General features: G+C 62.0%; 21 protein-coding genes. 10 read left to right on the forward strand and 11 right to left on the reverse strand.

Annotated features, from left to right (window positions below; translation table 11 throughout):
* Window positions 1-37: 37 nt before the first annotated feature.
* Window positions 38-589, reverse strand: a complete 552-nt coding sequence (locus DFR38_RS16695; RefSeq protein ID WP_059285534.1) for a hydrolase — start codon at window positions 587-589, stop codon at window positions 38-40.
* Between the two features lie 210 nt (window positions 590-799).
* Here DFR38_RS16695 and DFR38_RS16700 point away from each other — a divergent pair, with 210 nt between their 5' ends.
* The 3 genes from DFR38_RS16700 to DFR38_RS16710 all read left to right on the forward strand — a co-directional run bounded on the left by DFR38_RS16700 (window position 800) and on the right by DFR38_RS16710 (window position 4,803).
* A complete protein-coding gene (locus tag DFR38_RS16700) occupies window positions 800-3,628 on the forward strand; it encodes an FAD-binding and (Fe-S)-binding domain-containing protein (RefSeq protein WP_110313650.1) in 2,829 nt (942 codons plus the stop codon).
* A 147-nt stretch (window positions 3,629-3,775) separates the two neighbouring features.
* A complete protein-coding gene (locus DFR38_RS16705) occupies window positions 3,776-4,288 on the forward strand; it encodes a GNAT family N-acetyltransferase (RefSeq protein WP_059285535.1) in 513 nt (170 codons plus the stop codon).
* A complete protein-coding gene (locus DFR38_RS16710) occupies window positions 4,285-4,803 on the forward strand; it encodes a GNAT family N-acetyltransferase (protein WP_059285536.1) in 519 nt (172 codons plus the stop codon). Before DFR38_RS16705 ends, DFR38_RS16710 begins: the two co-directional genes overlap by 4 nt.
* Window positions 4,804-5,074: 271 nt before the next feature.
* On the opposite strand, the gene DFR38_RS16715 is transcribed toward DFR38_RS16710, so the two are convergent.
* The 10 genes from DFR38_RS16715 to purM all read right to left on the reverse strand — a co-directional run bounded on the left by DFR38_RS16715 (window position 5,075) and on the right by purM (window position 14,986).
* On the reverse strand, window positions 5,075-6,319 hold the full coding sequence (locus tag DFR38_RS16715) for a uracil-xanthine permease family protein (protein ID WP_059285537.1): 1,245 nt from the start codon (window positions 6,317-6,319) through the stop codon (window positions 5,075-5,077).
* A 49-nt stretch (window positions 6,320-6,368) separates the two neighbouring features.
* Window positions 6,369-7,007, reverse strand: a complete 639-nt coding sequence (locus DFR38_RS16720) for a hypothetical protein (RefSeq protein ID WP_059285538.1) — start codon at window positions 7,005-7,007, stop codon at window positions 6,369-6,371.
* Window positions 7,008-7,095: 88 nt separating this feature from the next.
* Window positions 7,096-7,728 carry a uracil phosphoribosyltransferase gene (gene upp / locus DFR38_RS16725; RefSeq protein WP_059285539.1) on the reverse strand — a complete coding sequence of 211 codons (633 nt, stop codon included), beginning with the start codon at window positions 7,726-7,728 and terminating at the stop codon, window positions 7,096-7,098.
* 129 nt (window positions 7,729-7,857) lie between these two features.
* Entirely contained in the window at window positions 7,858-8,703 is an 846-nt protein-coding gene (locus DFR38_RS16730) for an EAL domain-containing protein (protein WP_082693362.1), read from the reverse strand.
* Between the two features lie 222 nt (window positions 8,704-8,925).
* A complete protein-coding gene (grxD, locus tag DFR38_RS16735) occupies window positions 8,926-9,237 on the reverse strand; it encodes a Grx4 family monothiol glutaredoxin (RefSeq protein WP_059285540.1) in 312 nt (103 codons plus the stop codon).
* Between the two features lie 93 nt (window positions 9,238-9,330).
* Window positions 9,331-10,689 carry a chloride channel protein gene (locus DFR38_RS16740; RefSeq protein WP_110313651.1) on the reverse strand — a complete coding sequence of 453 codons (1,359 nt, stop codon included), beginning with the start codon at window positions 10,687-10,689 and terminating at the stop codon, window positions 9,331-9,333.
* Window positions 10,690-10,795: 106 nt separating this feature from the next.
* Window positions 10,796-12,049, reverse strand: coding sequence for an RsmB/NOP family class I SAM-dependent RNA methyltransferase (locus tag DFR38_RS16745; protein WP_199052889.1), 1,254 nt, complete (start codon window positions 12,047-12,049; stop codon window positions 10,796-10,798).
* A 5-nt stretch (window positions 12,050-12,054) separates the two neighbouring features.
* Complete coding sequence (locus tag DFR38_RS16750; protein ID WP_146215998.1) at window positions 12,055-13,215, reverse strand: DUF3108 domain-containing protein; 1,161 nt, start codon at window positions 13,213-13,215, stop codon at window positions 12,055-12,057.
* 15 nt (window positions 13,216-13,230) lie between these two features.
* A complete protein-coding gene (gene purN, locus DFR38_RS16755; protein WP_059285544.1) occupies window positions 13,231-13,860 on the reverse strand; it encodes a phosphoribosylglycinamide formyltransferase in 630 nt (209 codons plus the stop codon).
* Window positions 13,861-13,948: 88 nt separating this feature from the next.
* A complete protein-coding gene (gene purM / locus DFR38_RS16760; RefSeq protein ID WP_059285545.1) occupies window positions 13,949-14,986 on the reverse strand; it encodes a phosphoribosylformylglycinamidine cyclo-ligase in 1,038 nt (345 codons plus the stop codon).
* Window positions 14,987-15,289: 303 nt separating this feature from the next.
* Here purM and hda point away from each other — a divergent pair, with 303 nt between their 5' ends.
* The 7 genes from hda to DFR38_RS21910 form a co-directional block, all read left to right on the forward strand.
* Window positions 15,290-15,967, forward strand: a complete 678-nt coding sequence (gene hda, locus DFR38_RS16765; RefSeq protein WP_045847287.1) for a DnaA regulatory inactivator Hda — start codon at window positions 15,290-15,292, stop codon at window positions 15,965-15,967.
* A complete protein-coding gene (locus DFR38_RS16770) occupies window positions 15,964-16,650 on the forward strand; it encodes a histidinol-phosphatase (protein ID WP_059285546.1) in 687 nt (228 codons plus the stop codon). The genes hda and DFR38_RS16770 overlap by 4 nt, the downstream gene beginning before the upstream one ends.
* A gap of 67 nt (window positions 16,651-16,717) precedes the next feature.
* Window positions 16,718-17,596, forward strand: coding sequence for an ATP-binding protein (locus tag DFR38_RS16775; protein ID WP_059285550.1), 879 nt, complete (start codon window positions 16,718-16,720; stop codon window positions 17,594-17,596).
* Complete coding sequence (locus DFR38_RS16780; protein WP_059285547.1) at window positions 17,593-18,471, forward strand: DMT family transporter; 879 nt, start codon at window positions 17,593-17,595, stop codon at window positions 18,469-18,471. The genes DFR38_RS16775 and DFR38_RS16780 overlap by 4 nt, the downstream gene beginning before the upstream one ends.
* A gap of 34 nt (window positions 18,472-18,505) precedes the next feature.
* Entirely contained in the window at window positions 18,506-19,447 is a 942-nt protein-coding gene (locus tag DFR38_RS16785) for a Nudix family hydrolase (RefSeq protein WP_059285548.1), read from the forward strand.
* Window positions 19,444-19,878, forward strand: coding sequence for a hypothetical protein (locus tag DFR38_RS16790; protein ID WP_233170397.1), 435 nt, complete (start codon window positions 19,444-19,446; stop codon window positions 19,876-19,878). The genes DFR38_RS16785 and DFR38_RS16790 overlap by 4 nt, the downstream gene beginning before the upstream one ends.
* Window positions 19,879-20,218: 340 nt before the next feature.
* Window positions 20,219-20,338: helix-turn-helix domain-containing protein (locus DFR38_RS21910; RefSeq protein ID WP_146215956.1), on the forward strand; the 120-nt coding region annotated here is incomplete at its 3' end.

Consider the following 20,338-nt stretch of genomic DNA (forward strand, 5'->3'; position numbering starts at 1 on the left):
CTGTCTTATCTTGCAGGCTTTCCTTTTAATGGATTGTTTATGGCTGCACACCCATCAGATATTTCTTGCTCATAGCCTTGAATAACTCACTACCGGCCACCTCCAGCATTTCAAACAACACCATTTCCCGGCTGACCAAGACCGCCCCTGCGGCCTGCATGCGCTGCAAGCCCAGTTGCTTGTCGCTGTCGCGGCGACTGGCCACGGCATCGGCCACCACGAATACCTGTTTGCCCTGTGCCAGCAGTTGCAGCACCGTCTGCAAAACGCAGACATGCGTTTCCATGCCGCAGACAATCACCTGTTTGCGGGCCAGCAGGCTGTCTGGCAGGCAGTCGGCGGCCACGCAGGAAAAATGCAGCTTTTCCACCACGCTGGCCTGTGGCGCCAATGCCAGCAGGCTGGCTTCGGTGTGGCCCAGGCCGCGCGGGTATTGTTCGGAAAACACGATGGGCAGCCCGGTATCGTGTGCCACCCCCACCAGCCACAAGCTGGCAGCCAGCATGCTGTCGGCCTGATCCACCGCCGGCAGCAGCTTGTCCTGGATATCCACCACCAGCAGGGTGGCCTGATCGATTTGCATCAGCATGTCTGTGTCTCCCTCTCTGTTATTTCCACGCATAAACCGTCTGGCTGACAGGGTAATCCCTTGATGGGCAGATAAGCCAGATGTGGCACTATGCCGCTTCAACATTCTTGGGACCGTTATCCTGTCATTGCAGTTCTGCAAGCAGGTGACGTGCGCAACCTGGCGTGGCAAGCCGACACAGAGCAGCTGCCCGCGCCGCGGAGAGAGTTCATGCTGCAAGGTGCTTACCGGCTGTTTCAACAAGCCATTGTCGAAGTGATCGACCCCAAGCGGGTATTTAGCGACCCGCTGTCCACCCTGGCCTACGGGACGGATGCGTCCTGTTACCGGCTGGTACCGAAAATTGTCATCCAGACACACTCCGAGGCCGAAGTGCAGGCGGTGCTGGCACAGGCTGCGGCGTTGAAGTTGCCGGTGACCTTCCGCGCGGCGGGGACTTCGCTGTCCGGCCAGGCAGTGAGCGATTCCATTCTGGTGGTGGCCAATCATGGCTGGAAAGACCTGCAAGTCCTGGATGAAGGGCGGGCCATCCGCTTGCAGCCGGGGGTAATCGGTGCGGCGGCCAATGCCGCCTTGCTGCCGTTTGGCCGCAAGATCGGTCCCGATCCGGCCACCATCAATTCCGCCATGATAGGCGGCATTGTCAGCAACAACTCCAGCGGCATGTGCTGCGGCACGGCGCAAAACACTTACCAGACCATCAAGAGCCTGCGGCTGGTGCTGGCCGACGGCACGGTGCTGGATACCGCCGATACCGCCAGTGTGGCGGCCTTCCGCCAGTCGCATGCCGGGCTGCTGGCCGGGCTGGCTGGGCTGGCTGCGCGTATCCGCGCCGATGGCGAACTGGAAGCGCGCATCCGCCGCAAGTACAAGATGAAAAACACCACCGGCTACAGCCTGAATGCGCTGGTGGATTTTGCCGATCCGCTGGACATGCTGCTGCACCTGATTGTGGGCAGCGAAGGCACACTGGCCTTTGTCTCCGAGGCGACTTACCACACGGTGGAAGAACTGCCGCACAAGGCCTCGGCGCTGGTGTTGTACCCCACCATCAAGGATGCCTGCGATGCCATTCAGTTGCTGGCCCAACACAAGGACGTGGTGTCCTCGGCCGAGCTGCTGGACCGCGCCAGCCTGCGCTCGGTGGAAAACAAGGCGGGGGTGCCGGCCGAACTGAAAACCCTGGGCGACGAGGCTGCCGCCATCCTGATGGAAACCCGTGCCCGCGATGCTAGCGCGCTGACTGTGCAGATCGACGCCATTTGCGGCTATATCGCCACCATTCCCAATCTGTCCGGCATTCGCTTTACCGATGTGGCCGAGGAATACACCCGCTTGTGGAATATCCGCAAGGGCATGTTCCCCAGTGTGGGCGCGATGCGTGCGGCGGAAACCACCGTCATCATCGAAGACGTGGTGTTTCCCATCGAACATCTGGCCGAAGGCACGCTCAAGCTGCAAGCCTTGTTCCGCCAGTACCATTACGACGAAGCCATCATCTTCGGCCATGCGCTGGAAGGTAACCTGCACTTCGTGTTCACGCCCAATTTTTCCGGTGAGGCCGAAATCAAACGTTACGAAGCCTTTATCGAGGCGGTGTGCAAGCTGGTGGCGGTGGAGTACGAAGGCGCGGTCAAGGCCGAGCACGGCACCGGTCGCAATATGGCCCCCTTTGTGGAAATGGAATGGGGCCCGGCAGCCTACCGGATCATGCAGGAACTCAAGGCCCTGTTTGACCCGGATGGCATTCTCAACCCGGATGTGATCATCACCCACGACAAGCTGCTGCATATCCGCAACCTGAAGCCGATTCCCACGGCCAATACGCTGATCGACAAGTGCATCGAATGTGGTTTCTGCGAAGTGATGTGCCCCAGCCGCGCCATTACCCTGACCCCGCGCCAGCGCATTGTGGCCAACCGCGAAATGGCCGCGCTGGAACAAAGCGGCCAGGACCCGTCGCGGCTGGATGCATTGCGTGAGAGTTACCAGTTTGCCGGTGATGAAACCTGCACCACCTGTGGCTTGTGCGAATCCGCCTGTCCGGTGGGCATCAATACCGGCGCGCTCACCAGTCAGCTACGCCAGCAGAATCTCAGCGATACCGGCTGGGCGCTGGCCAATACCCTGGCCAGCCACTACGATACGGCGACAGCCGGTGCCCGGCTCGGCTTGCGTGCGCTGCAAACCGTGCAAAGCGTGGCCGGCAATGCCGCCACCGGCGTGCTGATGCGCAGCCTGCGCCGGGTGGTGGGGCGGCGTATTCCCTACTGGACGCCATACTTCCCGCGTGCTGCCAGCAAGCTGCGGCTGGACGGTGGCAAACAGGGCGAGCGCAAGGTGGTGTACCTGCCATCCTGCCTGACGCGTACCTTTGCCCCGGCCAAGGCGCAGCCGGACCAGCGCCCGCTGAACGAGGTGGTAGCCTCGGTGCTGGGCAAGGCCGGTTACCAGATTCTCTACCCGCAGCAGATGGATGGCCTGTGCTGTGGCACGCCGTTCAAGTCCAAGGGCGCGGCCGATGCTGCTGCCAGCAAGTTGTCCGAGCTGGAAGCAGCCTTGCTGCAGGCCAGTGACAATGGCCGCTGGCCGGTGATTGTCGACAATGGCGTGTGCACCGCCAGCATGCTGGAAGGGCTGCAGGACAAGCGCTTGCAGGTGTATGACGTTACCCGTTTCGTACACGAAGTGGCTGCCGAGCACCTGGCCTTCACCCCGCAGCCTGAAAGCGTGGCGCTGCATGTGGTGTGCTCCATGCGCAAGACCGGTCAGGCCGCCATGCTCAATGCCCTGGCCAAACGCTGCGCCAGCACGGTGATCGAGCCGCAGGGCATTACCTGTTGCGGCTTTGCCGGTGACAAGGGCTTCAGCCATCCGGAACTCAACAGCAGTGCGCTGACTGGCCTGAAAGCCCAGGTGAAAGACTGCGGCAGCGGCTTCTCCAATAGCGTGACCTGCGAGATCGGCCTGTCGGACAATTCCGGCATTCCTTACCAGAACCTGATGTATCTGGTGGACCGCGCCTGCCGCAGCCGCTAAGCCCCTGGCTGCTTGCTGAGCAACCCAGCCCCGTTTTCAGCGATGAAACGGGGCTGTTGCTTGTCAAATCCGCTTGTTTAATCGCCATTCTGTTGCTAATGATGTCATGCTATCTGGCTGGAACCTGCCTTACAGGAGCATTGCCGCATGAGTTTTCATATCCGCCGCATCGAGCCGGAAGACGCCGCCGCCATGGCGCGCTTGCAATCCGCCCCCGGCGTGGTCCGCCATACCTCGCAACAGCCCTATCAGTCGGCTGCCGACTGGCAGCAAAAATTGCAGCAGCTGTCCTCCTCCTGTCACTGGCTGGTGGCCTGTGATGCTGCCGACGAAGTGATTGCCAGCGCCGGGCTCACCATCCTGCCGCAAGCGCGTTGCCGCCACGTGGCCGACCTGTTCCTGCTGGTCCGCGACGAATGGCAGGGCAAGGGCGTGGGGCGTGCACTGATGCAGGCCTTGCTGGAGCTGTCCGACAACTGGCTGGGGCTGATCCGGCTGCAACTGATGGCGCAGCGGGACAACCAGCGCGCCATTGCGCTGTACGAGCGCTTTGGCTTCCAGCATGAAGGCGTGGTGCGCCAGGACATCCTGCAGGACGGGCGCTATGTGGACAGTGTGGTGATGGCACGGCTGCACTGGCCGGCAGGAGGGCAGGCATGAGCCGGTATCACATTCGCAAACCGGGTCCGGCGGATGCCGCGGCACTGCGCGCACTGATGAGCGATCCGCTCTGTTACGGCAATACCCTGCAGCTGCCTTATCCCTCCCTGCAGCTGTGGCAACAGCGGCTGGCGGGTAGCGATCCGCTGCACCATGCGCTGTTGCTGGAAACGGCGGCGGGCCAGGTGATTGCCCACGGTTCACTATGGCGGGAAAGCGCTCCCCGACTGGCGCACGGCGCCCACCTGGGCATGGCGGTACAGCGTGAATGGCAGGGGCAGGGGGTGGGCAGGGCCTTGCTGCAGGCCATGCTGGACCTGGCGGATAACTGGCTGGGCCTGCACCGGGTGGAGCTGACGGTATTTGAGGATAATGCGGCTGCACTGGCGCTGTACCACAAGTGCGGCTTTGTCGAAGAGGCCCGTTTGCGCGCTTACGCCCTGCGCAATGGTCGCTATGAAGATGTCCTGAAAATGGCCAGGCTGCGTGCCAGCTCACCTGCAGCGCAGGCTTGAGCGCAAGACAAAAAAATAACGCCATCGCAAGATGGCGTTTTCAATCACAACACAACAAAGGAGTTTGCTGTCTGCCCTGACGGCAGTGGCCTGATGATGCACAACAAGCCCTGAAAAAACTTCAACAAAGTGTCGACATTATCCAATAGGTCGGCGCGGTGGTCGTTCATGATCCGGACATGAAGCGGTAATATTGCGACGTCTCTGATTTATATAAAGAAAAAGCGCGGTAAGCCCGCGCTTTTGTCTGTATTGCAGCCAGGTCAGGTGTTCAGATGTCCTGCCCTTCGACAATGCCATCATGATGCGCTGCCGATTTCGGCAGAATCAGATTGAGCGCCATGGCCAGAATGGAGCACAGGCCGACGCCGGCCAGCTCCAGCCCGCCCAGTTTCAGCGTCAGGCCGCCGATACCAGCGGTCAGCACCACCGAGATGATCACCAGATTGCGCGGCTGCATCAGGTCCACCTTGGCCTCGATCAGGGTCTTCAAACCAATGGAGGCGATAGTGCCGAACAGCAGCACCATGATGCCGCCCATTACCGGCATGGGGATGGATTGCAGCAGGGCATTGAACTTGCCGAAGAAAGCCATGCAGATGGCAAATACGGCGGCCCAGGTCATGGTCACCGGGTTGAAGTTGCGGGTAATCATCACCGCGCCGGTCACCTCGGCATAGGTCGTCACCGGCGGGCCGCCGATCAGGCCGGCCACGCACACGCCCAGGCCATCACCCATCAGCGTGCGATGCAGGCCCGGCGTCTTGGTGAAGTCCTTGCCAGTGACACCGCCAATGGCCATCACGCCACCGATATGCTCGATGGACGGGGCAATCGCCACCGGCAGCATGAACAGCGCGGCCGACCAGTTGACCTCGGGGCTGTGGAATACCGGTGCGGCAAACCACGGCGCATTGGCCAGCTTGGCAAAATCCACCACGCCCAGGAAAGCAGCGGCGATATAGCCCACGGTGACACCGGCCAGAATCGGCACCAGCTTGAACATGCCACGGGCGTAAATGGACACGATGACCGTGGTGGCCAGCGAAATGGCCGCCAGCAGCATGGAGGTTTCATAGGGCATGATCTGCTTGCCACCCGCCTGGCCCATGGCCATGCCGGAGGCTGCGGTGGCGACCGACAGACCGATGATCATGATCACCGGACCGATCACCACCGGCGGCAGCAGCTTGTTGACCAGCTCCATGCCGCGCCAGCGCACGATGGCAGCAAACACGAAATACATGAAACCGGCGGCAAACAGGCCGAACATGGTGGCACCCTGACCCCAGGTATGCATGGAATAGATGATGGGGCCGATAAAGGCAAACGAGCTACCCAGGAAAATGGGCACCTGACGCCCGGTACACAGCTGGAACAGCAAGGTGCCGATGCCGGCGCCGAGCAGCGCCATGGCGGGGTTGAGGCCGGTCAGCAGCGGTACCAGAACCAGTGCGCCGAATGCGACGAACAGGATCTGGGCGCCGGAGATGGCCACCTTCACGTGTTGGAACATAATGGGGTTTCCCTGTTTTTGTTAAAAGCAAATACGGCCTGACGCTGACTCAGACCGTGCAATACATGATGGCCTGGGCAATGATGTTGTTTTGCTGCTGTGCCAGCCGGCTGTGCTGGCGGAAGTCCTGCACCATGGCCTGCACCCGCTGATAGGTGTCAAAGTTGGGTAGCGGCCGGTAGGCAATGTCCACTTCCAGCCGCGCCGCCACTTTCTTGATGGTGGTGGGCTTGATGCACACATGCTCGTCGGGCCGGCTATAGGCCAGAAAGCAGGTCACCACCGGCCACTTGGCCGGATTGGCATTGCCATCATTGCGGCACAGCTGCAGCACTTCGACAAAATCGGCAAAACTGTCCGGGCCAAACTGGTGCAGCAAGCGATAGAGCGCAGCGACAAAGGCGGCATGCACATCGCGAAAGCCCAGATAATTGCGGAAGGCCATCTTCTCGAAGGTGCTGACCGTGGTGCTGCGGCCAATGATCTGGCGGCAGGTTTCGGTGATGTCGGCATAGCGCTGGCTGGCGATGGCCTGTTGCAGCCGCTCGGCCGTCAGCCCCTGCTGGCACAGCTGGATGACGCTATCCACGCTGCGGTGCTTTTTGGCCAGTGCCTGCCACTGCGCATCTTGCAGGCCGTCAGGAAAGCGCAGCAGAAAGTCGTTGTCGATCTGTTGATGGGCGTTCATCCCTTTCCCTTCTTTCCTTTGGCGGCTGGCTGCAAAAACGCCGCCCTTCCGGTACGGACGAGCGGCGTGCTAACTATTCCCGGCAAACTCAGGCGTGCTTGGTGCCGAAGATCTTGTCACCGGCATCACCCAGACCCGGAATGATGTAGCCATTTTCATTCAGATGGCTGTCCAGCGAGGCGGCATACAGCTGCACGTCGGGGTGGGCATCGTTCACCACCTTCACGCCTTCCGGTGCCGCCACCATCACCACCGCCTTGATCTGCTTGCAGCCCTTGCGCTTGAGCAGTTCGATGGTGGCCACCATGGAGCCGCCGGTGGCCAGCATCGGATCGATGATGATGGCGATGCGCTCATCCAGGCTGTCGACGAATTTTTCGAAATAGGACACCGGTTCCAGCGTTTCTTCGTTGCGGGCCAGGCCCACCACGCTGATCTTGGCCGACGGCACCAGGTCGAGCACGCCGTCCAGCATGCCGATGCCGGCGCGCAGGATGGGGACCACGGTGACTTTCTTGCCCTTGATCTGCTGGATGTCGATCTTGCCGCACCAGCCGTCGATGGTGGTGGCTTCCAGTTCAAAATCGCGGGTGGCTTCATAAGCCAGCAGACGCGCCAGTTCTTGGGTGAGCTGGCGGAATTTCATGGTGCTGATATCGCCCTCGCGCAACAGGCCGAGTTTGTGCTGTACCAGCGGATGGTTGACTACGTGGATGTTCATGCTTGGTCCCAAACCTTGCGAAAAAGCTGCCGGTTGCGATGTTGTGGAGCGCAGGGGCAGCTTGTTTCAGATATGCGAAACCGGCCTGGTTGCCATGGCCGGTCTTTGAATGAGGTATGGGGCGATATTCTACCGCTTTTCCCACTGGGAAATCCACGGGATTAACCCTGAGGCCGGCAGTGGTGCCGCACAGATATAGCCCTGCACCGCATGGCAGCCCAGTTCGCTCAGTACGGACAGATCGGTCGCATCCTCCACCCCCATGCCCACCGTGCTCAGGCCGCCGGCCTGGGCCAGTGCCAGTGCCTCGCCCAGAATGGCCCGCAGGTGCTGGTTGTCGCCGGCGCCATGTACAAAGGCACGGTCGATTTTCAGACCGCTGAAATGGCTGCTCTGCAGCTTGTCGGTCAGACCGGTGCCAATGCCGAATTCATCCACCATCACGCCAAAGCCTGCCTGGCGCAGCGCCTGCAGCTGGGTGTCGGCCATGGCCCAGTGCTGGCGCAGGGTGCTTTCGGAAAATTCCAGGGTCAGGTTTGCCGGCTGCAGGCCGGCCAGCCTGGTTTTCTGGGCCAGATGCCCGGCCAGCTGCGGGTCGGCCAGCAACTGGGCGGACAGATTGATCGATACCTGCAATGCCTGCCCCTGGTCCAGCCAGTCGCGGCAGGCATACAGCGATTTTTCCAGGATCAGCTCGGTCAGCTCGCGTATCATGCCGCGCTCTTCCATCACCGGCACGAAGGTGATGGGCGAGAGCACGCCCAGTGCCGGATGGCGCCAGCGCGCCAGCGCCTCGGCGCCGATGACACGGCGGTCGCGGATATCGACAATGGGCTGGAAATACGGCACCAGCTGGTCGTTGACCAGTGCTTTCCAGATTTCATCGATGGGCATGGCACCACCACTGTCGCTGGTGGCGTGGCCGGTGAGGTGTTCGGTTTGGGCAAGAAAGCCCGCAGCTTGTGAAGGTGTCATGGCGGTATCCGGTCGGGATAGGGCAGCGGGCTGCCGGCAGTAGGCTGTTTGCTGAATTGTAAGACAGTCAGGCGGTAGTGGATATGAACTTGTCGTGCGGTCCGGAGAAAATCGGCGGGTCTGGGCATGTGCGCGCCCTGCTTGTGTGCATCGATGCGGCGTGCCGGCAAAGAAAAACCCGGCCGGGGCCGGGTTTGCTCTGCTTGCCATGGTGGGCGTGGCTTACAGCCCTTGCAGCACTTCCTGCAATTCGCCGGACTGGTACATTTCGTACATGATGTCCGAGCCACCGATGAACTCGCCCTTGACGTAGAGCTGCGGAATGGTCGGCCAGTTGGAGAATTCCTTGATGCCCTGGCGGATTTCGGCGTCCTGCAGCACGTCGACGGTCTTGATGTTTTCCACGCCACAGGCTTTCAGAATCTGGACCGCGCGCGAGGAGAAGCCGCACTGCGGGAACTGGGCCGAGCCTTTCATGAACAGCACAACCGGGTTCTCGGTAACGGTCTGCTTGATGATGTCCTGGGTATCCATGAGGAATTCCTTGCGGTGAACGGGCAAACAGCGGGTTTGCCCTCAATACTTGACTGAAACGATGGGTTATTGTACGTAAGCCGGCTGCGCTGGTCAATTTGCCTGATGACGTGCGCGCAACTGGCGCAGGAATATTTCGGCCTGGCCGTCGTACAGGGCGTGGCGGTTCATGAAGCGCGACACGTTGGCCGCCACCAGCGCCGTGGCCATCAGCGGAATGATCATGGTGGACGACGAAGAGGTCATTTCCATCACGATGACAAAGCCGGTCATCGGCGCGCGGGTCATGCCGGAGAAAAACGCCACCATGCCCAGCAGTACCATGGCCGCCTGCGGCAGCGAGGGCAGCAGCAAGGACATGTTCAGGCCAAAGCCCGCTCCCACCGCCAGCGAGGGGGCGAACATGCCGCCGGGAGCACCGCTGATATAGGTGATGATCAGCGAAACCAGCTTGAGAATGCCGTACTCCTGCATGCTGCTGCCACCGCCTTCGATGATCTCCTTGGCGCGGAAATAGCCGGTGCCGAAGGTGATGCCGTCGCTGGCAATGCCGATGACCGCCAGCAACAGGCCGCAGGCAATGGCAAACAGGATGGGGTAGTTGATGCGCCAGCCGTGCAGCGGGCCGGGCAGGTGATGGGCCAGTGTCAGGATGGCGCGCGAGGTCAGACCGCCGATGATGCCGCCGACAATGCCGCACACCGGAATGGCCATCCAGCCCGAGCGCAGCTCCAGCACCACCGACACCACGCCGAAGTAGTTGTAATCACCCAGTACCGCAATGGCGGTAATACCGGCCAGGATGACCGACAACAGGATGGTGGAGCTGGCGCGCTGGTCGAAGGTGCGGCCCATTTCCTCGATGGCGAACACGATGCCGGCCAGCGGGGTATTGAAGGCCGCCGCCACACCGGCCGCTGCGCCCGCCAGGATAAAGCTGCGTGCCACGCCCTCATGGCGCAGGGCAGCCTCGCGGTTGAGCGAGTACTTGATGGCGGCCCCCACCTGCACGATGGGGCCTTCATAGCCCATGGTGGAGCCACAGCCCACGCCGATCAGCGTCAATACCATCTTGCCCACGGCGGCGCGCATGGTGAGTATGCGCGCGCGCAAGGCGTGCATGCCCGGCTGCATGGCAATGATGGTTTGCGGAATGCCACCGCCGCCGGCACCATCGAAGAAGGTGCGCAGCAGCCATACCGACAAACCCAGCCCGGCCGGGGTGATCAGCAGGGCCCAGTAGGGCGACTGGTCGTAGATCTGGTAGAACAGTTCGTGCGACAGATGGCTGCCATTGGCAAACACTGCCGCCACCAGGCCAATCAGAATGGCAGCAATCCAGATCGGAGCCCGACGTCGCCACAGTGCCATGGACAAATACAGATATCTCAGGCGGCGGCTGGCGCGCAGGCCGTGCTGGCCCAGGCGCCGGGCGACTCTGGTGTCGGACATGGGGGAGGGAACTCCGTGGCGGTTTATCGAGAGCTGAGCAAAGCCGCGTGACACATCGTTTGATATGAAACGGTATTTTCGACTTTGCTAATACTCGATGATAAGGTCAATTACCTTTCCTGACCAGAACCGCTGCGAAGAAACCGTCGGAATTATGCAGGTGCGGCTTCAATTCCAGATAGTCGCCAATCTGTAGCGGGATCTTCTGTTCGGCCAGCGCTTCATCCATCGGCAGCAGGACAAAGTCCGGGTGGGCGGCCAGGAAGGCTTCGACGATGTCGCGGTTTTCCTGCGGCAGCAGGCTGCAGGTGGCGTACACCAGACGGCCGCCCACTTTCACCAGGCGCGCGGCCGAGGCCAGGATGGCGGTTTGCTTGACGTTCAGCTCGGCCACGCTTTCCGGGCTCTGGCGGAATTTCAGGTCCGGATTGCGGCGCAAGGTGCCCAGGCCGGAACACGGCGCATCCACCAGCACGCGGTCGGCCTTGCCCGCCAGGCGTTTTACCTTGCTGTCGTTTTCATGCGCCAGCAGCTGCGGGTGCACATTGGACAGGCCGGAGCGGGCCAGGCGCGGCTTGAGGTTGGCCAGGCGTTTTTCCGATACATCGAAGGCGTACAGACGGCCGCTGGAGGCCATCTGGTTGCCCAGCAGCAGGGTCTTGCCACCGGCTCCGGCACAGAAATCCACCACCATTTCACCACGACGGGCACCGGTGATCAGGCCCAGCAGCTGGCTGCCTTCGTCCTGCACTTCGATGACACCGGACTTGAACAGCTCGTACTTGGACAGCGCCGGCTTGTCTTGCAGACGGATGCCGATGGGCGAGTAGGGGGTGGGCTCGCACGGCATGCCGTCGGCGCGCAGGCGGTCCATCACTTCGTCGCGCTTCATCTTCATGGTGTTGACGCGCAGATCCAGCGGCGCCGGCTCCATCAGGCCCAGGCCCAGCGCCAGCACGTCTTTCGGGTCTTTTTCCGCCAGGCGCTCGATCACCCATTCCGGCAGTTCGGCGGCGATGGACAGGTTGTCGTCCAGCTGCTTGCCCTTGACGCTGCTCAGCCATTCGCGCTCACCGGCGCTGGTGGCGTCGGCCAGTTCCTTGATATTGAGCTTTTGCAGGCGCATCAGCGCCACCATGGCCAGCCGGCGCGGGCTGGCCTTTTCCGGGGCGATCAGCGCGCGGAACTGGATCAGGCGGCGCAGGCAGCCAAAGGCGGTTTCGGCAATCAGGTGACGGTCGTTGGAACCCAGCTTCACGTTTTCACGGAAGTAGGCGGACAGCACGGCATCGGCCGGGCGGTCAAAGCGGATCATCTGGCCGATGACGTTTTCGATGTGTTTCAGTTGGCTATGGCTGATATTCATTAACGGTTATTCCGGGTCATGGGGCGAGCGGGCAGGCGCCATTGCTCGGTGCCGTCAATATTGATCAGCACGGCGCGCAGTTCTACCCGTTTGCTCTTGTCAGTGCGCGAAATGCGCACCGGCAGGTTGGCGAAATCCGGAGCCAGCCAGAATTCGGTGATGTCATCCTCGCCCTTGGCGCGGAACACTATCACCCGGATCTTGCCGGAGCCGGTGTCGTAATCGGTTTCGCCACTGGGGGTCATCGGATATTCATAGACCTTTTTCCCAGTGGTGATCTGCAAGGGGGCGGAGCCAAGCTGGCCGCCCTTCAGCCCCAGCTGGAAGGCCAGGCTGAATACATCTTGTGCGCCGGCGCGCAGGGCGACTTCCTTGTCGCCCTGATCGCCAAAGTGCAGGGTGCCGGCTGCCCAGTCAAAGCGGGCGGATTCCTTGGCCTCATGGCCTACCCAGGCTTGCAGGCTGTCCGGCTGTAGGCCGTGCTGGTTTAACCGGCCTTGTGAAAGATAGCGCCGCTTCCCGCCGATAACCGGGTTGAAGCGAATCTCCAGCGTATAACTGTTCGGGCCATGTTGCCAGTCAAGGCCACCACTGCCGACCATGGCGTTGTTGTAGAAGGTCTGATAACCCAGCTGGGCCTGCGCCGGGAAACGGTGCTGGGCGGTCAGCGGTGTCAGATAACCGGCCGGCCTGTCCGCCACGGTGGCGGCCGGGGCGCTGGCGTCGACGGTGTGCTCATGCGGCTCAGTCTTGTCCGCTTTTGCGGCATGGGCCGTTGCCGGCGCACTGGCCGCGCCTGGCTGGTGGCTATTGGCCTGTTCCGCCAGCGGCTGGCTGGCGTCCTCCGTCTCGGCTGCTTGTTCTGCTGCCGGGGCTTGCTCCGCTTTGGCGTGCGCTGCCGAGGCATCGTGATGGCGCTTTGCCTTGTGCCCGCTCACGGCTCTTGCCGGCCCGCCGGGCAGCAGTCTGGCGGTGGGCGTGGCAGGTGGCGTGGCTTGTTCCAGCTGCAGCGCCTGCATTTTTACATCGATCTTGCGCAGGGCCTGATCGGGCGGCAATGCTATCGTGCTTTCCGGCAGCAGGCCGGAGCCCAGCATGGCCACATGCAGCAGCAGGGAAGCCAGCAGGGCCAGGATGAATATCCGCAGCGACGATTTCATGCCGGAGCCGATCACTCAGGGCGCAGGTGCCAGCAGGCTGGCGGCCGGCTGGGCGGGGGAGGCCACCTTGCCATCGACAATCTGCAGTTCGCCAGCCACAAAGCGGCGCACGGCAGCCGGGTAGAGCTGGTGTTCCAGCTGCAATACCCGCGCGGCCACGCTGTCCGGGGTGTCGTCGTCCTGCAGGGTCACCACGCCCTGGGCCACGATGGGGCCGTGGTCCAGTTCGGCGGTGACAAAGTGCACGGTGCAGCCGGCTACCTTGCAGCCCATTTCCAGTGCCCGCGCATGGGTGTGCAGGCCGGGAAAGGCGGGCAGCAGCGAGGGGTGGATGTTGAGCATGCGGCCTTCGTAGCGGCGGGTGAAGTCTGCCGTGAGAATGCGCATGAAGCCGGCCAGCACCACCAGGTCGGGCTGGTAGCCGTCTATCACTTGCGCCAGCTGTGCATCAAATGCTTCGCGGCTGGCAAACTGCTTGTGGTCCACCACTGCCGTGGCAATGCCCCGCTCTGCCGCCCAGGCGAGGCCGGCGGCGTCGGGACGGTTAGACAGCACCGCGGCGATGCGCGCTGCCGGGATATTGGCCTCGACAATGGCCTGCATGTTCGAGCCGCGACCGGAAATCAGGATGACGATGTTTTTCATGGTTGCACTATGGGCTGCTGGATGTCGCCGGTAAAAAAACAAGCGCCGCCAGCAATGCTAGCGGCGCCGTTCGGTGTCACTGCCAGACTCAGGAAATCTGGGTCTGGTGTTCGTCACCGTTGCGGGCGCGCACGCTGCCCAGACGGTGTACGGTTTCGCCTTCCTGCTGCAGCAGGGCGGTGGCGGCAGCCACATGCTCTTCGGCCACGATCACCACCATGCCGATGCCGCAGTTGAAGGTACGGTACATTTCCTGGCTGTCGACATTGCCTTCCTTCTGCAGCCACTGGAACAGCTTGGGCAGTTCCCAGCTATTGGCATCGAGCTGGGCAACCACATTGTCCGGCAGCACGCGCGGGGTGTTTTCGGTGATGCCGCCGCCGGTGATGTGGGCCATGCCTTTGACCGGCAGGGTCTGCATCAGCTTGAGCAGGGGCTTCACATAGATGCGGGTGGGGGCAATCACCGCATCGCGCAGGCTCTTGTCGCCATCAAAGGCGGCGTCCAGATCCGGCTGGGCACGGTCGATGATCTTGCGCACCAGGCTGTAGCCATTGGAATGCACACCGTTGGAACCCAGGCCCAGCACCACGTCCCCCGGGACAATGGTACGGCCGGTGATCACCTGGCTCTTTTCCACCACACCGACGGCAAAGCCGGCCAGATCGTATTCGCCCACCGGGTACATGCCCGGCATTTCGGCGGTTTCGCCGCCAATCAATGCACAACCGGCCTGTTCGCAACCAGCGGCAATGCCCTTGATCACGTCGGTGGCTTGCGGGACATCCAGCTTGCCGCAGGCGAAGTAATCCAGGAAGAACAGCGGCTCGGCACCCTGAACCAGGATGTCGTTCACGCTCATGGCCACCAGATCGATGCCGACGGTGTCGTGGCGATTCCAGTCAAAGGCGAGTTTCAGCTTGGTGCCCACGCCATCGGTGCCGGATACCAGGACGGGCTCTTTGTACTTTTTGGAAATTTCCACCAGTGCGCCGAAACCGCCGATACCACCGAGAACTTCCGGGCGCATGGTGCGCTTGGCATAGGGCTTGATGTTTTCGACGAGCGCGTCGCCGGCGTCGATATCCACGCCTGCATCACGGTAACTGAGGGACTGGGTGCTCAAGGTAAACTCGCTTTCTGCTAACTTGAAGTATTTTCACGTCAAGCTTTCGCTGATGCGAAAGCACTGTATTTTAACTGAATTTCTGCCAGAAAGCCGCGCTTAATTTGCAATGGCGCAGCAGAAAGCGCCGTGGCGGCTAGCCGGGCCTGCCCCGGTGCCGGGCCGGCCATGCCAGGCCGGGCTGCGCTGACGCGCTTTTATCCGCCTGGAATCGCCAAACTAATGGCATGCAGCGGTTTCGCCAACAGGCCATCTCGGCGTAAAATCACCGTCTGACTTCAATCGGCCCACACGACCTTACTCTTGGACCAGCTAGTACTAGACCTGACCCCCACGCCGCTGCCGGCCTTCGACAATTTCCTGGCCCAGCGCAACCGCGAGGTGATCACCGCCCTCACGGCGGAGGATGGCGAGCGCTTCATCTATCTGTGGGGCGAGCCGGGCAGTGGCAAGACCCACCTGCTGCAAGCCTGGATTGCCCATGCCGAGCGGCTGGGCCGCGCCTCCATCTATCTGGATGGCCAGAAGGAACATCTGCCGGATTTTGCCCGCGAAGCCAGCTTTATTGCGGTGGACCATGTCGACGACCTGGCCCCGGACGACCAGATCACCCTGTTCTCCTTTTATAACTCGCTGAAGGAAAGTGGCGAGGGCCGGCTATTGATGGCCGGACGCAAGCCACCGATGGCCGCCGCCGTGCGCGACGACCTGCGCACCCGGCTGGGCTGGGGACTGGTGCTGGAAGTGAAGGCCCTGTCCGACGACGACAAGCTGGCCGCGCTGCGTACTCATGCCGCCAACCGCCAGCTGGCGATTGCCGACGATGTGTTCCGTTACCTGCTTACCCACTGGCGGCGCGACCTGTCCAGCCTGATCGGCATGCTGGACATGCTGGACCGCTATTCGCTGGCGCTGCGCCGCCCCATCACCGTGCCGCTGGTGAAAAACGTTTTGCAAACCGCGAGTTCTTCCGACACATGACCCAAGCACGCAATCTGGCCCTGTTTGACCTGGACAACACCCTGCTGATCGGCGACTCCGATTTCGAATGGCCGCGCTTCCTGATCAAGCGCGGCATTGTCGACCAGGCCTATTACGATCACCGCAATAATCACTTCTACGAACAGTACAAGGCCGGCACGCTGAATATCGGCGAGTATCTGGAATTTGCGCTGGAGCCGCTCACCCGTTACGACAACACCGAGCTGGCAGCACTGCATGCCGCTTATATGGATGAGCATATCCGTCCCATCATTCCGCAAGCCGCGCGCGACCTGCTCAATCTGCACCGCCAGCAGGGCGATGAAATCCTCATCATCACCGCCACCAACCGTTTCATCACCGGTCCCATCGCCGCCGAACTGGGCGTGGATGACGAACACCTGATCGCCATCGACCTGGAACGCAGCGCCGATGGCCGCTACACCGGCAAGCACACCGGCGTGCCCAGCTTCCAGGGCGGCAAGATCACCCGGCTGGAAATGTGGCTGGCCGAACGCGGCCAGACGCTGGCCAGCTATGGCCGCAGCTTTTTCTACAGCGATTCGCACAACGACTTGCCACTGCTGTCCATCGTCAGCAACCCGGTGGCGGTGGACCCGGACGATACCCTGCGCCAGCACGCCAAGGAGCAGGGCTGGCCCATCATCAGCCTGCGCGGCTAAGCCCGCCATCATCCCGTCCGTGCAGGTTGGCCGCAGTGCCAGCCTGTTTTTTTGCCCGGAGAACGACATGCAGCAACTTGAAGCCTTTCTGGCCCGCGCCGAAGCCCTGCTGGCCCGTCTCGAACCCTTGCTGCCTCCGGCCCGGCCCGAGCCGGACTGGAGCGCACCAGCCTATCGCTGGCGGCGTCAGGGCATGGCCGGCTGGCTGGAGAGCGTCAACCAGCCGCACACCCTGCCGCTGGCGCGGCTGACCCATATCGACAACCAGCTCAAGCTCTTGGTGCGCAACACCCGCCAGTTCGTCAAAGGCAAACCGGCCAATAATGTGCTGCTGACCGGCGCGCGCGGCACTGGCAAATCGTCATTGGTGAAAGCCCTGCTGCCAGAATTCGCCGACAAGGGCCTGCGCATCATCGAGGTGGACAAGGAGCATCTGTCCGACCTGGCCGAGATCATGGCGCTGGTGGCCGGGCGCAAGGAGCGCTACATCCTGTTCTGTGACGACCTGTCGTTTGAAGATGGCGACGATGCCTACAAGGCGCTGAAAACCGCGCTGGATGGCGGCCTGGCACGGCGGGCGGAAAACATGCTGGTGTATGCCACCTCCAACCGCCGCCATCTGATGCCGGAAAAACACAGCGAAAACCGCGAGGGCTGGGTGAGTGATGGCGAAATCCATCCGGGCGAAGCCATCGAGGAAAAAGTGTCGCTGTCCGACCGCTTTGGCCTGTGGCTGTCGTTTTATCCCTTCGATCAGGACGCCTATCTGGCCGCGGTCAAAACCTGGCTGGAACATTTCCAGCTGCCCATGGACAGCGAGGCCGAACGCGCGGCGCTGCAATGGAGCCAGCTGCGCGCCAGCCGTTCCGGCCGCGTGGCCTGGCAATTTGCCAATGACTGGGCTGGCCGCAGCGCCAGGGAACGCAAGGCGGAGCTGGGCAAGTGAGCGTGGCCAGCGTGGCGGCCACGCCGCCACACCGCACCCGCGGCATCCTGCTGTACAGCCTGGCCATTTTTCTGCTGGCGGTGATGGATGCCAGCGCCAAATGGCTGACCCATGGCTATCCAGTGGGCGAAATCATCTTCTTCCGCTCGCTGTTTGCCCTGCCCATCCTGCTGGTGCTGGGGCTGCGCCACAGCAGCGCCCCGGCCCGGCTGCTGGCCACGGCACAGCCATGGCGGCATCTGTTGCGCGGGATGGTGGTGATGCTGACCATCGTCACCTTCTTCATGGCCTTGCGCCATTTGCCGCTGGCCACGGTAACGGTGATCACCCTGGCCAACCCCATCTTCATGCTGCTGCTGGGCCTGTTCTGGCTGGGCGAGCAGGTGGGGCGGCAGCAATGGCTGGCAGTCGGCCTGGGCCTGATCGGGGTGCTGGTGGTGTGTGGCCTGTCCGGCCTGCAGTTCAATGCCTACAGCCTGCTGGCGGTGGCCTCGGCCCTGTCCTATGCCCTGGCCACGCTGCTGACCCGTCAGCTGTCGGCCCATGACAGCCCGGCCACCATTGCCTTGCTGGGGACGCTGCTGATGCTGCTGTTCAGTGCCTTGAGTGCAGGCCGCGACTGGCAGTGGCCGGGGCTGGCCGACTGGCTGGTGCTGCTGTTGCTGGGCCTGAGCGGCGGGCTGGCCAATTTCGTCAATGCCCTGTCGCTGCGCGATGTGCCGCTATCGGCGGTGGCTCCGCTGGAATACAGCATCCTGCTGTGGGCGGCAGCGCTGGGGTATTTTTTCTTTGCCGAAATGCCGGGTATGAGCACCTGGCTGGGCGGGGCCCTGATTATCGCCAGCGGTGTGGTGGTGGCCAGGGCGAAGCATTAACCGCGGACCAGAACATTGGCTGACAAGACAAATCATGCATTCTGACAACAAGATCATCGAAGTGGTGGCCGGCGTGCTGATGCGCCCGGATGGCAGTTTCATGCTGGGCAGCCGGCCGCAGGGCAAACCTTATGCCGGCTACTGGGAGTTTCCCGGCGGCAAGGTAGAGCCTGGTGAAAGCGCCCTGCAGGCGCTGGTGCGCGAGCTGCAGGAGGAAATGGCCATCACCGTGACCCATGCCACACCCTGGCTGAGCCGGCTGCATCACTACGAACATGCCTCGGTCCATTTGCGCTTTTTCCGCGTGTGGGACTGGCAGGGCGAGCCACAGCCGCAAGAGGGCCAGCAGTTTGCCTGGCAGCCGCCGGGGCCGAGCAGTGTCGAGCCCATGCTGCCGGCCAATGGCCCGATACTGAAGTCACTGCAATTACCTGCGGTGTACGCCATCACCTGCGCCCATGAAATCGGCGTGGCCGCCCAGTTGCAGGCACTGGCTACCGGCCCGGCCCATGGCCTGGTACAGGTACGCGAACCGGACATGGACCGGCAGCAGTTACAGGCTTTTGTCAGCGAAGTGGCGGCCATCGTGCATGCACGCGGCGGCAAGGTGGTGGTGAATGCCGACCCGGCCTGGCTGGCCGGCTGGCCGGTGGATGGCGTGCATCTGAATGGCAGCCGTTTGCGGCAACTGACGCAGCGGCCGGATATTGCCTGGGTGGGGGCGTCGGTGCACTCGGCAGCAGAATTGCAGCAGGCGGGGCTGCTTGGTCTGGATTACGCCTTGCTCGGCCATGTCCAGCCGACGGCCAGCCATCCGGGTGTCACGCCGCTGGGCTGGGACGGTTTTGCCAGCGTGCTGGCTGCGGGCATGCCGCTGCCGGTGTATGCGCTGGGTGGGCTGCAGGCTCAGGATCTGGAAACCGCGCGTCAGCATGGCGCGCATGGTGTGGCATTGATGCGTGGAGCCTGGCAATGACGATGAACGCCCAACAGAAAAAACTGCTGCTGATCGGTACGGCCCTGCTGCTGCTGGCCGCCATCAAGGGCGGGCTGGTGTGGTGGTATCTGCAACACAAGAATCAGCCTGCCGCACCGCAATTGCTGGCCTGCAATATCGCTCAGGGGCGCTGCGCCTTGCCGGATGGTGGCAGCTTGCACTTTGTCAGTCCGCCGCAAAACGGCAAGCCCTTTACGCTGCGGCTGGAAGGGGTGCAGGTGGCACAGCCTGCGGTGGAGTTTGCCATGGCCGACATGGACATGGGTTTCAACCGCTATCGTTTTGTGGCCGATGGTTCGGACTGGCAGGCACGCATCACCCTGCCAGTCTGCGCCACCGGCAGCCGTCACTGGATTGCCACCCTGCATCTGGGTGAGCAGTCTTACAGCCTGCCCTTCCTGGCGCAGTAGCACAGGTATCGTTCAGCGCGTAAAGGCTCCGGGAGGGGCCTTTTTTGTTGAAAGTGTGGGATTGGGCCGAGGCTGTTCCGGTAGTGCTAACGGGCTAGATACCGACTCATTTCCACCGCACCAACGCGCCCATCCGCCGCGCGGAAGCGGCACTCAAATCATCATCCGCGTGAGCGGATTTTCATCAAGAATTTCCCTTTTAAAGTCAAAGTCAAAGACAAAGATAACTTCGCGGGTCTCGCCCCGCCGGCGAGGTACTTTGCTTTTGCTTCGCCAAAAGAAAGTACGGCGGTTTCAAGAGCTAAGTGCAACACCAACCAATTAAAGGTTAAGTTGTTGCATGCAAAGAACTTATGAGCACCTCGGTGCCGAAGAACGCGGGTTCATCATGGCAATGAAACAGCAGGGAGAGAGTGCCAGGGCCATTGCAAAGGCATTGCACCGGGCTCCCAGCACGATT

This window comes from Aquitalea magnusonii (assembly GCF_003202035.1).
GTDB lineage: Bacteria > Pseudomonadota > Gammaproteobacteria > Burkholderiales > Chromobacteriaceae > Aquitalea > Aquitalea magnusonii.